Genomic DNA, 14,774 nt, shown 5'->3' on the forward strand with positions numbered 1-14,774 from the left:
TGCGTCCTATCGGCCGAAGGGGTAGACGCTCAGTGGTGCACCGGACGGGTCGAGTTCCATGTGTCCGCTCTCGCTGAACTCGTTGGTCACGTAGATCGACACGGTGGGGCCGTCCTCGTCGGCTTCGAACGAGATGTGGCTGACTTCTCCGTCGGGGACGTTGAGGCTCACCGGGGCGCCTACGACCGTTCCGCCGATCCGGTCGAGGTTCAGCGTCGACAGGTCGAACACGGGGGTGTCGACCTTCCGGGTGGTCGGGGTTCGCGACGGCGTGAACCCGCCGCGGTAGTCGTAGCTCACCATCCGGTTCGGTTCGAGGGGAAGCGCGCGTTCGAGGCTGGCGTGGCCGCCCTCGTAGAGCGTGAGGTCGTCGACGATCAGATCGCCGAACTTGGCGCGGTACCGGTCGAGGAACACCTTCATGCCCTCGGGTGTGACGGGATTCGGCGTCGCGACGACCAGCGGTTCGACGGAATCGAGATCGACCTGCTGCGCGACGGGTGTCACGGTGGCCTGTGCGTCGTCGCTGTCGACGAGCGTGAAGGCGCCGACGGCCGCCACGATCGCGGCGACGGCGACGGCGGCCGGGAACCAGTGCTTGGCGGTGTCGCGTGGGGGACGTGCGTCCGGTGGTGCGTCTGAGGGTCGCTGCAGGTCGCTGACCAGGACCTCGAGGTCGGCGAGGGTGCGAGCTTCCGCGGCGAGGTCGGACATCGCGCGGTGTTCCGACTCGTTGATCTGGCCGTCGCCGAATGCGGCGTCGAGCAGTGCGGACGTGTTGGTTCGATCGACGTCGCGTGCCCGCGTGTTCGGTGGGTATCGGCTGGCCACGGGTGGATCTTAGAGCTAGTTCGCGGGGTTCACCTGCCATACGTCTCCGCCGAGCGTCGCCCGCAGATAGCCTCCGCCGGTCTGGTCCCTGTCGTAGACGTACACATTGATCGTCGGCCCCTTGCCGCCGTCGGCGAGGAGAACGTGCCCGATGGTGCCGTCGGGGACTCCGACCAGCCGGGGTGCGTCGGCGATCAGCGCGACGAGTGCCGGCACATTTACCTGCGCGAGGTCGACCTCACCGGTTCCGGGGAGGCGCTGCGTGCGGATGCCCGACGGCTTGAACCCGCCGCGGAAGTCGTACCGGTCGACCTTGTCGGGCGCGTCCGGGGCCGTCCGCGACAAGATCGCGTATTCGTCGTACAACCCCAGTTCGTGGACGGTGAGATCGCCGAACCTCTGCCGGTACTGCTCGAAGAGGGCGTGGATCCCGTCCTGGGTGAGGGGCTGCGCCTGTCCCACGATGATCGGTTCCACCGCGGGCACCTCGACCTCCGGCTGGGCCAGCGGTTTCTCGACCTGCGCCGGGACGGGTGCGGTGACGGGATCCGGGCCGTCCTGTTCGGTGAGCGCGAGACCGATCGCGCCGACCGCGATCACCGCCCCGCACGCGACCGCGATCCGCAGCGCCCGGCGGGGTGCACCCGATGTCCGGACAGGTGCCTGGGCGGTGATCGACGACGGCAGCTGCAGGTCGCTGATCAGCAGGTTCAGCTCGGCGAGAGTCTTCGCCGACATGGCCTGGGCGGTGCGGTCGTGGTACTCGCCGGCGCCGAGCTGTCCATCGGCGTAGGCGGCGTCGAGCTGGCTGCATGCGTTGACCCGATCGAGGTCACGTGCGCGAGTCTGCGAGGACGGTCCTGAGGCCACACCGGCATCGTAGTGCGGCAACCGTGTTTGACCAGCGTCACTCGACCGACCCCTTCTCTCCGGACGCGACGCACGTACTCTGGTCTCCGTGCGGATACAGCGGCAGGTGGTGGACTATGCGCTTCAGCGCCGGTCACTCCTGGCCGAGGTCTACTCGGGCAGGACGGGTGTCACGGAGGTCTGTGACGCCAGCCCCTACCTGCTTCGTGCCGCAAAGTTCCACGGCAAGGGCAGTGATGTGGTGTGCCCGATCTGCCGTAAGGAGCAGTTGACTCTGGTCTCCTGGGTCTTCGGTGACAAGTTGGGCCCGGTGTCGGGTTCGGCTCGTACGGCCGAGGAGCTGGTGCGTCTCGCGTCCACTCAGGAGGAGTTCTCGGTTCACGTGGTCGAGGTGTGCCGGACATGCAGCTGGAACCATTTGGTCCAGTCCTATGTTCTCGGTACCGTGCCCGAACCGAAACGGCCCAGGCGTTCGTCGCCACGGCCGCGGCCTCCGAGCCGTCGAACCGCGAGCGAGTAGACACGCCCGAACACGGACGCGGGCAGAAGAGTGCCCACAGACGTAACGCAGGACTGAAGCCGGTCCACAACCACTGGAGATTTGTACGTGAGTTCCCCCCGCAGCAACGCCCCGGGTGATCGACCGAACGGACCGAGACGACCGAGTGGCCCCCCGCCACAGGGACGCCCCGGAGGTCCACCACCCCGCGGCGGACAGCCTGCGGGTGGGCCCCCGCCGGGCCGATCGGGCGGCTCGCCGCCGCGACGGATGCCGCCTCCGCCCCCGCAGGGTGGTGGCCGTCCCCCCGGCCCGCCGCCTCGTCGTCCCGGTCCGCCGCCACAGGGTGGTGGCCGTCCGCCGGGTCCCCCGCCGCGTCGTCCGGGCCCGCCGCCCGGACGCCCCGCAGGCGCTCCCACGGTGGCGCGTAACCAGTCGGGCCCCGGTGGGCGCCCGCCGGGACCTCCGCCGTCGAACGGTCGCAAGACCGGCGGCGGCCGCGGTGGCGAACCGCCCAAGGGTGGAAAGAAGACGGCTGTGAAGAAGTCGCGGTGGAAGATCGTTCGCCGGACGGCGTACGCGTGCGTCGCGATGGGTCTGATCATCCCGATCCTGCTGTTCATGGCGGCGTACGTCGTCCAGGACGTCCCGCGGCCCGGCGACCTCAAGACCAACCAGGTGGCCACGATCTACGCATCCGACGGAACGTCGGTGCTCAGCAAGGTCGTGCCGCCGGAGGGCAACCGCACCGAGGTGACGCTCGACCAGATCCCGAAGCACACCCGTGACGCGGTGCTCGCTGCCGAGGACCGGGACTTCTACTCGAACCCCGGCTTCTCGATCGGTGGTTTCGCGCGTGCCGCCCGCGACAACGTCCTGGGTAAGGACAGTGCCGGCGGTGGCTCGACCATCACGCAGCAGTACGTGAAGAAGACGATGGTCGGTTCCGAGCGTTCGCTGACGCGAAAGATGAAGGAACTCGTCATCTCGTCGAAGATGGCCCGCGAGTGGTCCAAGGACGACATCCTCGCCGCCTACCTGAACACCATCTACTTCGGGCGTGGTGCATACGGCATCGCGGCCGCGTCGAAGGCGTATTTCAACAAGCCCGTCGACCAGTTGACGGTCGAGGAGAGCGCGGTGCTGGCGTCGTCGATCCAGCTGCCGTCGCTACTCGATCCGGAGACCAACCCGGAGGGTGCGCAGGCGCGCTGGAACTACGTGCTCGACGGCATGGTGTCGGCGGGAACGCTCGAGCAGTCCGCCCGGTCCGTGATGCAGTACCCGCCGTATGTGCCGATCGCGCAGGTCGACAACGGCAACCAGGATTCCGGACCGGAGGGCCTGATCAAGAACCAGGTTCTGCGTGAGCTGGGTGAGGCGGGGATCAGCGAACAGCTGCTCAACACCGAGGGCCTCGAGATCACCACGACGATCGACCCGGTCGCCCAGGCGGCGGCGGTGGATTCGGCGCGCTCCAACATGGAGGGTGAACCGGACAACCTGCGTACCGGTGTCGTGTCGGTAGACCCGAAGACCGGCGCGGTGCGCGCGTACTACGGCGGCGAGGACGGCGGCGGTTACGACTTCGCGAACGCCGGACTGCAGACCGGTTCGTCGTTCAAGGTGTTCGGTCTGGCCGCGGCCCTGGATCAGGGCATCCCGCTGTCGCAGATGTACGACAGCTCGGAGCTGACGGTCAACGGCATCACCATCAGCAACGTCGAGGGCGAGGGCTGCGGCACCTGCACCATCGCCGAGGCGCTGAAGCGGTCGCTGAACACCAGCTTCTACCGTCAGGAACTCGAACTCGACGGTGGACCGCAGGCGATCGCCGACATGGCCCACAAGGCGGGCATCCCGAAGGAGATCCCCGGCGTCGGGCCGTCGCTGACCGAGCCGGACGGCAGCGGTCCGAACAACGGCATCGTGCTCGGCCAGTACCAGTCGCGGGTTCTCGACATGGCGTCGTCGTATGCCACGCTGGCCGCCTCGGGTACGTACCACGCCCCGCACTTCGTGCAGAAGGTCGTGAGCGCGGACGGAACGGTCCTGCTCGACCGCGGCGGCGACACCGGTGAGGACCGCATCGACAAGGACGTCGCCGACAACGTGACGTCGGCGATGGAGCCCATCGCCGGGTACTCGCGCGGCCACAACCTGGCGGGCGGACGCCCGTCGGCGGCTAAGACGGGTACTGCGCAGCTCGGTGACACCGGAAAGAACAAGGACGCCTGGATGGTCGGGTACACCCCGTCGCTGTCCACGGCGGTCTGGGTGGGCACCACCGACGGTCAGGCGCTGGAGAACAGCAGCGGCGCCATGATCTACGGTTCCGGTCTGCCTTCCGACATCTGGAAGGACACGATGGACGGCGCCCTCGAGGGCACCGACGTCGAGAAGTTCCCGAAGCCGGGTGCGATCGGTGGCCAGTCGGGTATCCCGGCCTATTCGGCGCCGGCACCGACCAAGACGTCGGCGCCGCCGGCGAGCACGTTCCAGCTGCCGACGGAGCTCGTGCCGCCGGTGGTCGTGACACCGTCGCCGGTGGAGATCCTGCCCGGGATCACTATTCCGATTCCGGGTCTGGCACCGAGGCCGACCACGGCGGCCCCGGCCGTTCCGGCGGAACCGGAGACGACCACGCCGCCGAACGCCGGTAACGGCAACGGCCAGCAGCAGGTTCCGGCCCGTTAACGGCGACCGGTAACCTCGCGGAGTGGCCGACAACCCTGACGCGCACGCCGTCCGCGACGCGGGCGAGACGGGATTCGTCTCGCCCGCGCCGCTGGCTGAGGATCGGCGTTCCGCGGATTGGCGGGACCTTCCCGGGCGCACCGACCCGCTGACCGCCGACCTCTCCGGGGTGATCGGCGGTCCGGTCGGACGGCATGCGGTCGTCGGGCGCAGCCGGTTCTTCACGCCGATGCGCGCCATTCTGTTGCTGGCGATCGTGTTTCTCGCGCTCGGCTGGTTCGCGAAGGCGCCGTGCATCCAGCAGGCGCCGGTCGGTGAGAACGGCGCGCTCGGGCTCGACTGGAGTGGCAGCAGGCAGTACGTCGCCATGTGCTATTCGGACACGGTGCCCCTGTACGGGGCGGAACGGTTGAACGAGGGCGCCTTCCCCTACAAGAAGTGGTGGGAGGAAGACGCCGGCAACGGCCAGATTCAGCGCCGCTACATGGAGTACCCGGTGATCTCCGGGCTCTACCAGTACGGTGCGATGACGATCGCGAAGTCGTGGGATGCGGTGCACTGGCTGCCCGGTGCGCTGCAGGTCGCGATCTATTTCAACGTCGTCGCGCTCGGTCTGGCGCTGGCGTGGCTGGTCACCGTCTGGGCGAGTGCGCTGCTGGCCGGACGCCGCATCTGGGACGCCGCGCTGATCGCCGGTTCCCCGCTGGTGATCGTGCACGCGTTCACGAATTTCGATCCCCTCGCAACGGCTTTCGCGGCGGGTGGGCTGCTGGCGTGGTCGCGGAAACGTCCGGTGCTCGCCGGGATCCTGCTCGGGCTCGGTGGTGCCGCCAAGCTGTATCCGCTGCTGCTCCTTGGACCTCTGCTGGTGCTGTGCCTGCGCACGGGCAAGGTCCGCGAGTGGTCGGTGACGGCACTGACCGGTATCGGCGCGTGGCTGGCGGTCAATCTGCCCATCGCCCTGCTGTTCCCACACGGCTGGGCCGAATTCTTCCGGCTCAACTCCGAACGCGGCGCCGACCCGGACTCCGTCTACAACGTGATCTCGTCGTTCACCGGCTGGACCGGATTCGACGGCATCCTGTCGGCCGGTCAGGCGCCCACCGTGCTCAACGCCGTGTCGTTCCTGCTGTTCGCCGTCGTGTGCGTCGGGATCGGGTACATCGCGCTGACGGCACCGAGACGGCCGCGACTGATCCAACTGTGCTTCCTGCTGGTCGCGGGTTTCCTCCTCACCAACAAGGTGTGGAGCCCGCAATATTCGCTCTGGCTGGTGCCGCTGGCCGTGCTCGCGTTCCCACACCGGCGGATCCTGCTGGCCTGGATGACGATCGACGCGCTGGTGTGGGTGCCACGGATGCTCTACTACCTCGGCGTGTCCAACAAGGGACTCCCCGAGCAGTGGTTCACCGCCGCGGTGGTGGTCCGCGACGTCGCGGTCGTGGTCATCTGCGCGCTCGTCATCCGCCAGATCTACCGGCCCGACGAGGACCTCGTGCGGTACGGCTTCATCGACGATCCGGCGGGCGGCGTGCTCGACCAGGCGACCGATGCACAGCCACGGTGGCTGCCCGCCTGGCTACGGCCGCGGCAGCCGGTAGAAGCGGCTCCCGCTCACAGCGTTTCGCCGGCAACCGGTTAGGGCGTCGACAGCACCAGAGCCGCCCCGACCGCGAACACCGCGATCGACAGACCGAGGGCGAGCGCGCGGATCGACCACTGACGGGCGTCGGCGGCGGCGCGCACCGAGAGGTCGTACTCGCCCCGCTCCCACAGTCGGTGGACCGTGAGCGAGCGCAGCAGTGCGACGACGCCGAACGGCACGAACGCGATGATCGCAAGAATGGCGAGCGGCAGACTGCTGGCGGGCGGCGGTGCCAGCGGTCCGCCGAGGTCCGCCGAGGTGTCCTGCTGCTGCGACGTCATGCGTTGCCTCCCCGTGGTGGAGCCCACGACCGTGGGCGACGAGGTGGAGTATAGACCGTCGAGATTCCCGACTGTGCAGGGCCTTTCGCGCTGTCGGCGGTTACGTCCCGGCTATCGGCCGGTCTCCACTACGGGTGGATGTGCCCGGGCCGCGACCCACGCCGCCACCTGGGTGCGGGAGCTGACGGCCAGCTTGTCGAAGATGTGCTCGACGTGTCCGTCGACGGTGCGCCGCGAGATCACCAACGACTCGGCTATCTGCCGATTGCTGAGGCCCTGGGCGAGCAGGCCGGCGATCTCCTGTTCCCGTTTGGTGAGCGGCGACGCCTCGGCGCGGGGTGGCGCCCTGTGCTCGGTGGGGGTTCCCAGCGCGAGATCGACGGCCTCCTCGATCGTGAGCCGGACCGCAGGCGTTGCGAGTTGGGCGAACTCGTCGGGTCCCACGATGCGGGCAGCGTCGCGCTCCGACGACAGCGAATCGTCGGTGATGTGCGGGCCGAACGCCGCGACGGACGTGCCGAGCCGATGCCACACACCTTTCGCGGCTCCGCACAGCCTCGCCGCCGCGTTCGCGTCGCCGCTCGACGTGGCCACCCACGACAGCACCTCGATCGACAGGGCCGTGCAGATCTTGTCCTTGAAGTCGCGTTGGATCCGCAGCGCTTGCTGGGCGGCATCGACGGCGTCGTCGCTCCGGCCAAGGTGGAAATACGCGACGCTCGAAACCCACAGGGCGTAGGCCTTGTTCCACTTCTCACCGTGCGCATCCGCCACCGCGATCACGTCACGGCACGTCTCGAGGGCATCGTCGAGCCGGCCGTCGTAGGTCTGCGCCATGCCCATCTCGAACGACGCGGTCAGCACCGAGGCAGTGTCGCCGACGGCGCGGTGGACGGCGATGGCGTCACGGAACAGCCGGATGGCGTCGTCGGGGTGGCCGGAGAACACGGCGTGGATCCCCGCCCAGTGGTCGGCGTGCGCGCGCAGTCGTTCGTCACCGAGCGCGGTCGCGATCGCCGTGCATTCGTCGAGGTGTTCGCGCGCGGCGTCGCGGTCGCCCTGGATGAGTGCGGTCCACGCGGTCACCCACAGCACGTCGCCCCGCTCCCGGGTGGGTTCGGTGAGCCGTAGCAGTATCCGTTCGAGCCGAATCCGCCCGTCGGACAGGTTGCCGCCTGCGATCCAGTGGTACCGCAGGGCGACGGCCAGTTCCGCGGCCGCCGCCCGCTGTGAGTCGTCGTGCAGGGCCCAGTCAAGGGCAGCCACGAGATTGGGGTGGTCGATCCGCAGTCCCGCGAGGATCTCGGATTGTCCTGGCCCGCACCAGTCGAGCGACGACCGGCGGGCGCGCTCCGAATAGTGCTCGAGATGTCGCCGGTACAGCTCGTCGTGCTCCCCGCTCAGCTCGAGGAGCTCGTGCCCGTACTCCCGTACCGTCATCAGCTGCGAGTAGCGGAGTCGCTCGGTCGAACGGTCCACGGTGACAAGACATTTTCCGACCAGCCGATCGAGAACGTCGATGACCGGCGTGTCCGTCAGCGCGCCGAACCCACTGATCGCCTCCGCGGCTTCGAGATCGAAGCTTCCGGGGAACACGGCGAGCCGGGACCACAGCAGCCGCTCGGTGTCCGAGCACAGTTCGTAACTCCAGTCGATGAGGGCGCGCAGCGTCTGCTGCCGGGGCATCGCCGCCCGGTCGCCACCGGTGAGGAGCGCGAAACGCTGGTCGAGGCGTTCGACGAGCTGCGACGCGGACAGCGACCGCAGCCGGGCCGCGGCGAGTTCGATCGCGAGCGGGATCCCGTCGAGCTGATTGCACAGCTGCGCGACGGCGGGGGCGTTCGCGTCGGTGAGGCGGAAGTCGGCGACGACGCCCTGCGCGCGTTCCACGAGCAACGACACCGATTCGAACGGGGCGATGTCCGCGGCGCGGCAGTCCTCGATGTCACCCGGAGTGTTCAGCGGTGGAAGGACGTACGTGAATTCGCCGGCGATCCCGAGCGGTTCGCGACTCGTGGTGAGGATCCGGACCTCCGGCGCCGAGGCGAGGACGGCACCGACGAATTCGCTTGCCGCGGACAGTAGGTGCTCGCAGTTGTCGAGGACGATCAGCAGGTGCCGGGACTGCAGCTGGTCGATCACCTTGTCCATCACCGCACGGCTCGACTGGTCGGTGACGCCGAGGGCGGCCGCGGCCGCGGAGGGCAGCGCGGCGGGATCGCGGACGGGCGCGAGGTCGATCCACCGGACGGAGTCGCGGAAGGCGCGCGCGGAGCGGACCGCGAGTTCCTCGGCCAGCCGTGTCTTGCCCACGCCGCCGGCACCGAGCAGCGACACGAGCCGGGACTGTTGCAGTCGTGCGCGGGCTTCCTCGATCTCGCGGCGCCGGCCGACGAAGCTGGTCATCGACCTCGTGAGTTCTCTCGAGTGAGTCAGTGGATCTCTCCCGTGTCCGGTTGGCCAGGTGGCACGAACCTACCCCCACTGGATGTGACGGACAACACAGGTAACCGAGGGGGTGATTTACCCGGTGTGGGGGTGATGTGACGTGGGTCATTGTCGTTGGCATACCCCGGTTGCCCGCTCGACTCCAGCCGGAACCCATCGCCTCGAGGAGCTCAACACCATGTCAAAGACCCTTTCTTCCGCCGACGTCGATGTCGTCGTCGTGGGTGCCGGATTCGCCGGCCTCTACGCGCTGCGCAAGTTGCGCGACACGATGAAGCTGTCGACGCGGGTGTTCGAGGCCGGCTCGGACGTGGGCGGCACCTGGTTCTGGAACCGGTACCCCGGTGCCCGCTGCGACATCGAGAGCGTTCACTACTCGTACTCGTTCGACGAGGATCTGCAGCAGGAATGGCAGTGGAGTGAGAAGTTCGCCGGACAGCCGGAGATCCTCCGCTACCTCGAACACGTCGCCGACCGCTTCGACCTGCGTAAGGACATCACGTTCGACACCCGCGTGGTCGGCGTGCATTGGGACGACGAGAACTCGGTGTGGACGGTCCGCACCGACGACGGCGCCGTCGTGCGTAGCCGGTACTTCATCTCGGGGGCGGGCAACCTGTCCGTGCCGAAGACGCCGGAGTTCGGCGGCATCGACAACTTCCGCGGGGAGGTGCTGCTCACCGGCAACTGGCCGCGTGAGGGCGCCGACTTCACCGGCAAGCGGGTGGCCGTGATCGGGACCGGGGCCAGCGGCATCCAGGCCATCCCGTTCATTGCCGAGGACGCGGCCGAACTGGTGGTCTTTCAGCGCACCCCCAACTTCGCGACCCCCCTCGGCAACGGTCCGATCGACCCGGACGAGATGGCCGGCGTCAAGGCGAACTACGGTGCGGTGCGCGATGCCGCCCGCAACCACTTCCTCGGGGTCCCGTTCGACCAGGTGCAGCCGTCCGCGCTCGCCGTCGACGCCGAGGAGCGCCGCCGCACCTTCGACGCGCGCTGGAACGCCGGCGGGTTCCGGTTGTTCATCGACTCCTACCAGGACATCCTGTTCGACAAGAAGGCCAACGACACGATCGCCGACTACATCCGGGATCGGATCCGCGAGCGGGTGCAGGATCCGGAGAAGGCCGCGACGCTGGCGCCGACGGGCTATGCGTACGGCACCAAGCGTCCCCCGCTCGAGACCAACTACTACGAGGCGTTCAACCGCGACTCGGTGAGCGTCGTCGACGTCAAGTCCACCCCGATCGACGAGATCACCGAAACCGGGGTCCGGGTCGGTGACCGCGTCTACGAGGTCGACACCATCGTGCTCGCAACCGGGTTCGACGCGATGACCGGACCGTTGATGGCCATGGACATCCGCGGTCGCGGTGGGCTACCGCTGGCGCAGAAGTGGGAGCACGGTCCCAAGACCTACCTCGGCATCATGGTCAACGAGTTCCCGAACCTGTTCCTCATCACCGGACCGCAGTCGCCGTCGGTGCTCTACAACATGCCCCTCGCCATCGAGGACCACGTCGACTTCGCGACCGACGCGATCGACTACCTGGACCGCCGCGACCTCGACGTCATCGAGCCCACCGTGCAGGCCGAAAGCGATTGGGGTGCTTTGACGAACGACATCGCCAACCAAACCCTGCTGCCGGAGACGAACTCCTGGTACATGGGCGCGAACATTCCCGGCAAGCCTCGTGCCTGCATGGTCTACCTCGGCGGAGCCCCCACCTATCGGGCGACGTGCGCAGAGGTGGTGGCCGGCGGTTACTCCGGTTTCGCGCTCACCCGGGCGGAGGCCCGCGTGGCCTCCACCGTGTCCTGAACCCCGAACCCCGAACCCCGACGAAGGAGACCGACATGGCACTCGACGCACACGCAGCAGACCTGATCGCCGGATTACAAGCGCAGGGGCTGAAGGCTTTCGAGCACAGCACCGTGGAGGAGGTGCGGGCGGTCGTGGCGACGTTCGCCGGACTGCAGGCGCCGCCCGAACCCGTCGCCCGGGTGGCGGACGCACACTACGAGAGCGGCGGAGCGCAGATCGCGCTGCGGGTCTACGTGCCGGAGGGCGAGGCTCCGCACCCAGTAGTCCTGTACTTCCACGGCGGTGGGTTCGTCGCCGGTGACCTCGATGTCATCGACGAACCGGCCCGCGCGGTCGCGAACGGCGCCGGCGCGATCGTCGTCGCCGCGACGTACCGCCGCGCACCGGAACACCGGTTCCCGGCCGCCGCCGACGACGCGTCCGCTGCCCTGCAGTGGGTGGCCGACCACGTCGGAAGCTACGGCGGTGACGCCGGCAACGTCGTCGTCATGGGCGACAGCGCCGGCGGCAACCTGGCCGCCGTCACCGCGCTGCGGGCCCGGGACGAGGACGGGCCGCGCCTGCGGGGACAGGTGCTGATCTACCCGGTGATCGATCCGAACGCCGACCTCCCGTCCCGGCAGGAGTTCGCCGAGGGCTACGTGATCGGCGACGGGGACCTCGACTGGTTCTGGAGCAACTACCTCTCCTCGCCCGAGGACGCGGAACATCCGTATGCGGTACCGAGTCGCGCCGCCGGCCTCGAGGGGTTGCCGCCGGCCCTCGTGCTCACCACCGAGAACGAGGTGGCCCGCGACGAGGCGGAGGCGTACGCCGAGTCGTTGCGACAGGCCGGGGTCGACACCGAGGCGATCCGCTTCGACGGGCTGATTCACGGCGCGTTCTGGATGTCCGGGGCGGTTCCGCGCAGTGCCGAGATGCGCTCGGCGGTCGTCGAGTTCGTGAAGAGGGTGACGGCCACCGCGCCCGTCGCGTGACGTGACCGGCCGTGTCAGCCCTCGACTCGTGCCTCGAGTCGGGGGCAGACACGTGGCCACTCCTCGTCGATCATCGAGAACAGTGCGGTGTTGCGCCAGGTCCCGTCGCGGCGACGCCGATGCTTGCGCAGGATTCCTTCGAACTCGGCCCCCAGCTTCGCGATGGCGCCGCGGGAGTGGGCGTTGCGTTCGTCGGTGTGCCATTCGACGCGGACCGCGCCGAGGTCTTCGAACGCCCGCCGCAGCAACAGCAGTTTCGCCTCCGGATTGATGAGCGTGCCCTGCGCGGAACGGGACAACCAGGTGTGCCCGATCGCGAGGCTGCGGTTCTTCGGGTCGATCAGATACAGCGACGTCGAGCCGACGATCCTCTCGGTGGTGATGTCGATCTGCGCGTACGCGAGGCGGGTCGGATCCTCGTCGGCGGTGCGGACGAACGCCACCGCGTCGTCGCGGTCGGCGATCGCTGCGGACGTCCAGTGGAAGATGCGGGGGTTGTCGACGGCGTCCAGCAGGCCGTCGACGTGGTCCTCGCCCAGTGGTTCGAGTCGTACGTGCCGTCCGGTCAGCGTGGGGTGCGCGAACCAGGATTCGCTCATCGTACCGGCTCGGGAGATTTCAGCACCGGCCGCCTGCCGGATTCGGGACCGGTGCGCCCGCGGACGGGCGGATGCCGTTGGGCGGCGCGCAGGAACACGAAGAACAGCACCACCAGCAGTCCCGCGCGGCCCCACACCCCGAACTTCACCAGAACCTCGAACGTCGACGCGTCGGTCTGGGCGGCGAGGGCGCCGAAGTATTTGAAGACGCCGATCCCCATCGACAGGTCGGCCACCAGATATGCCGCGACGAGCCCCCACGGGACGCGCAGCAGGACGAAGAACGGGATGAGCCACAACGTGTACTGCGGCGAATGCACCTTGTGCAGCAGCAGGAATCCGCAGAGCATGGCGGCGCTGACCGCGATCCACGGGTAGACGCCGTCGCGTTGGAACCGCAGCCAGCCGAGCCGCAGGGCGATCGCGAACGCGGCGCAGACGAGGAGTGGCGACAGCAGGCTCACCGTCTGGTCGTACGCGGGGAGCGGGACGTCATCGGCGACCGGACCGAACAGCGGCCGCAGGCCCCAGTACCAGATGGAGTTGGTCGTGAGGTCGGCCTGTCGGTTCTCCTGGAACGTGAACGACGCCCGCCATCCGCTGTAGGAGATGAGGGCGAACGGCAGGTTCACCGCCACGACGGTGGTGATCGCGGCCACCGCGACCATCACCGCGCCGCGCACGTCGTAGCGCCGCCCGGCGATGCCGTCCCGGGTGAGGACGTAGGCGATCAGCGGCAGCACGAACGCACCCGGATACACCTTCAGGCAGAACCCGACGGCGAGGAGCACCGCCGCGAGGACGGCCCGGGCGCGGAGCGGGACCCGTTCGAGTGTCATGACGAAGATCGCGGCCACCGACGTCGCGACCACCGGCAGTTCCCAGTTGTGGAACGCGTACAGCACCAGCGGCGGAGTGGCCGACCACAGCAGCGCCCACCAGCCGGCCAGCCGTCCCAGCATCCACGCCGTGAGCAGGCCGAACGGAGCGAGGATCAGCGCCGAGTGCAGCAGGAAGTCGGCGTCGGTGTGTGAACCGATGCCGCCGAGCCACATCAGCACACCGCTCAGCACCGGGTACTCCACGGTGCCGCCGGTGAGGATGCCGTCGGCGTTGATTCCCCCGGTGACGTACGGAAAGACGTGCAGGTTGACGTCGCGTCCGAGCCACAGGAACTGGATGTCGGAATAGCAGACCTGTGTGTCCTTGATGCGGTCGAAGATCAGGCTTCGCCCGACGCCGTCGAACGGCGCCCCGGCGCACCGCGCCTTCTGCAGGTAGCCGGCGAGCATGGAGAGACCCGCCAACCCGACGACGAGCGCCGTGATCGGCGACCGCTGCCGAGCTCCGATATGCATGAATCCACATTAGGGTGCGCGGGCCTCCGCGTGCGAAGCGGAAACGGCGCGGGCGCGGACGTCAGTCGCTCGGCCGGCGCAGGGCGTCGGGTTTGTGGACGGCGTCCCGCCCGCTCTTGTCGCTGACGACGCGGTACTGCGGGTCGTCAGCGGACGCCCGCACCGTGCGGCCTGCCGCCTCGGTGTCCTCGGTGATCTTCTCCTCGACCGTCCCCGACGTGGTGGTGCCGTGGGTCTTCCACTCCACCTCGTCGCCCTGTCGGAATTTCTTCTCTTCTGCCATCGTGTCGGCGTACCCCGCGGTTCCCGGCGTCACACCGGTCGGGCTGATTTCGCTGGTCAGGGGCTCGTCGTGTAACCTGCAAAGGTTGCTGACGCAACGACCCTCCTGCCACGGACAGTCCGTGGCCGTTTTCACTAGTCCATAGGAGGTGATGAGGTCTTATGCGTCATTACGAATTGATGGTCATCCTTGACCCCAGCCTGGACGAGCGCACTGTTGCTCCTTCGCTGGATACGTTCCTCAATGTTGTTCGCCAGGACGGCGGCAAGATCGACAAGGTCGATGTCTGGGGTAAGCGTCGTCTCGCCTACGAGATCCTGAAGCACAGCGAAGGCATCTACGCGGTGATCGACATCAGCGCTACTCCCGCCACCGTCGCAGAGCTCGACCGTCAGCTCGGTCTGAACGAGTCGGTGCTGCGTACGAAGGTTCTGCGCCACAACAAGTGATTTCTGTCG

At 68.3% G+C, this 14,774-nt stretch carries 13 protein-coding genes; 6 read left to right on the top strand and 7 right to left on the bottom strand.

What is annotated here, in order from left to right:
- Positions 1-6 precede the first annotated feature (6 nt).
- Together QM806_RS12355 and QM806_RS12360 are read right to left on the bottom strand one after the other, a co-directional pair.
- On the bottom strand, positions 7-831 hold the full coding sequence (locus tag QM806_RS12355; protein ID WP_167114565.1) for a DUF1707 SHOCT-like domain-containing protein: 825 nt from the start codon (positions 829-831) through the stop codon (positions 7-9).
- Positions 832-846: 15 nt separating this feature from the next.
- Complete coding sequence (locus QM806_RS12360) at positions 847-1,701, bottom strand: DUF1707 SHOCT-like domain-containing protein (protein WP_167114562.1); 855 nt, start codon at positions 1,699-1,701, stop codon at positions 847-849.
- 88 nt (positions 1,702-1,789) lie between these two features.
- On the opposite strand from QM806_RS12360, the gene QM806_RS12365 reads away from it, so the two are divergent.
- From QM806_RS12365 to QM806_RS12375, 3 genes are all read left to right on the top strand, one after another.
- Entirely contained in the window at positions 1,790-2,221 is a 432-nt protein-coding gene (locus QM806_RS12365; protein WP_029539769.1) for a DUF5318 domain-containing protein, read from the top strand.
- Between the two features lie 399 nt (positions 2,222-2,620).
- On the top strand, positions 2,621-4,897 hold the full coding sequence (locus tag QM806_RS12370) for a transglycosylase domain-containing protein (protein ID WP_133985755.1): 2,277 nt from the start codon (positions 2,621-2,623) through the stop codon (positions 4,895-4,897).
- A 22-nt stretch (positions 4,898-4,919) separates the two neighbouring features.
- Positions 4,920-6,539 carry a glycosyltransferase family 87 protein gene (locus QM806_RS12375; RefSeq protein ID WP_133985754.1) on the top strand — a complete coding sequence of 540 codons (1,620 nt, stop codon included), beginning with the start codon at positions 4,920-4,922 and terminating at the stop codon, positions 6,537-6,539.
- On the opposite strand, the gene QM806_RS12380 is transcribed toward QM806_RS12375, so the two are convergent.
- Positions 6,536-6,823 (bottom strand): CD225/dispanin family protein, encoded by a 288-nt coding sequence (locus tag QM806_RS12380; protein ID WP_005264434.1) that lies wholly within the window; start codon positions 6,821-6,823, stop codon positions 6,536-6,538. The genes QM806_RS12375 and QM806_RS12380 overlap by 4 nt on opposite strands.
- A 111-nt stretch (positions 6,824-6,934) precedes the next feature.
- Positions 6,935-9,229 (bottom strand): ATP-binding protein, encoded by a 2,295-nt coding sequence (locus tag QM806_RS12385; RefSeq protein WP_005264433.1) that lies wholly within the window; start codon positions 9,227-9,229, stop codon positions 6,935-6,937.
- 220 nt (positions 9,230-9,449) lie between these two features.
- Between QM806_RS12385 and QM806_RS12390 the strand changes: the two genes are divergently transcribed.
- On the top strand, positions 9,450-11,096 hold the full coding sequence (locus QM806_RS12390) for a flavin-containing monooxygenase (RefSeq protein WP_065492647.1): 1,647 nt from the start codon (positions 9,450-9,452) through the stop codon (positions 11,094-11,096).
- Between the two features lie 35 nt (positions 11,097-11,131).
- Positions 11,132-12,076 (top strand): alpha/beta hydrolase, encoded by a 945-nt coding sequence (locus QM806_RS12395; protein ID WP_005572932.1) that lies wholly within the window; start codon positions 11,132-11,134, stop codon positions 12,074-12,076.
- Between the two features lie 14 nt (positions 12,077-12,090).
- On the opposite strand, the gene QM806_RS12400 is transcribed toward QM806_RS12395, so the two are convergent.
- From QM806_RS12400 to QM806_RS12410, 3 genes are all read right to left on the bottom strand, one after another.
- Positions 12,091-12,675, bottom strand: a complete 585-nt coding sequence (locus tag QM806_RS12400) for a GNAT family N-acetyltransferase (RefSeq protein WP_283291553.1) — start codon at positions 12,673-12,675, stop codon at positions 12,091-12,093.
- Positions 12,672-14,033: a glycosyltransferase family protein gene (locus QM806_RS12405; protein WP_054248796.1), complete on the bottom strand. Its 1,362-nt coding sequence runs from the start codon at positions 14,031-14,033 to the stop codon at positions 12,672-12,674. Before QM806_RS12405 ends, QM806_RS12400 begins: the two co-directional genes overlap by 4 nt.
- A gap of 61 nt (positions 14,034-14,094) precedes the next feature.
- A complete protein-coding gene (locus tag QM806_RS12410; RefSeq protein ID WP_196775219.1) occupies positions 14,095-14,316 on the bottom strand; it encodes a hypervirulence associated TUDOR domain-containing protein in 222 nt (73 codons plus the stop codon).
- Positions 14,317-14,477: 161 nt separating this feature from the next.
- Here QM806_RS12410 and rpsF point away from each other — a divergent pair, with 161 nt between their 5' ends.
- Positions 14,478-14,765: a 30S ribosomal protein S6 gene (gene rpsF / locus QM806_RS12415; protein ID WP_005249677.1), complete on the top strand. Its 288-nt coding sequence runs from the start codon at positions 14,478-14,480 to the stop codon at positions 14,763-14,765.
- Positions 14,766-14,774: the final 9 nt, after the last annotated feature.

It is taken from the genome of Rhodococcus sp. IEGM 1351, assembly GCF_030056875.1.
In the GTDB taxonomy this organism is placed as follows: domain Bacteria; phylum Actinomycetota; class Actinomycetes; order Mycobacteriales; family Mycobacteriaceae; genus Rhodococcus_F; species Rhodococcus_F opacus.

What these genes read in the sequence shown, in the direction of transcription:
- QM806_RS12410 (WP_196775219.1), bottom strand. Translation starts at nt 14,316, where the DNA reads ATGGCAGAAGAGAAGAAATTCCGACAGGGCGACGAGGTGGAGTGGAAG.
- QM806_RS12400 (WP_283291553.1), bottom strand. Translation starts at nt 12,675, where the DNA reads ATGAGCGAATCCTGGTTCGCGCACCCCACGCTGACCGGACGGCACGTA.
- QM806_RS12405 (WP_054248796.1), bottom strand. Translation starts at nt 14,033, where the DNA reads ATGCATATCGGAGCTCGGCAGCGGTCGCCGATCACGGCGCTCGTCGTC.
- rpsF (WP_005249677.1), top strand. Translation starts at nt 14,478, where the DNA reads ATGCGTCATTACGAATTGATGGTCATCCTTGACCCCAGCCTGGACGAG.
- QM806_RS12385 (WP_005264433.1), bottom strand. Translation starts at nt 9,229, where the DNA reads ATGACCAGCTTCGTCGGCCGGCGCCGCGAGATCGAGGAAGCCCGCGCA.
- QM806_RS12380 (WP_005264434.1), bottom strand. Translation starts at nt 6,823, where the DNA reads ATGACGTCGCAGCAGCAGGACACCTCGGCGGACCTCGGCGGACCGCTG.
- QM806_RS12390 (WP_065492647.1), top strand. Translation starts at nt 9,450, where the DNA reads ATGTCAAAGACCCTTTCTTCCGCCGACGTCGATGTCGTCGTCGTGGGT.
- QM806_RS12395 (WP_005572932.1), top strand. Translation starts at nt 11,132, where the DNA reads ATGGCACTCGACGCACACGCAGCAGACCTGATCGCCGGATTACAAGCG.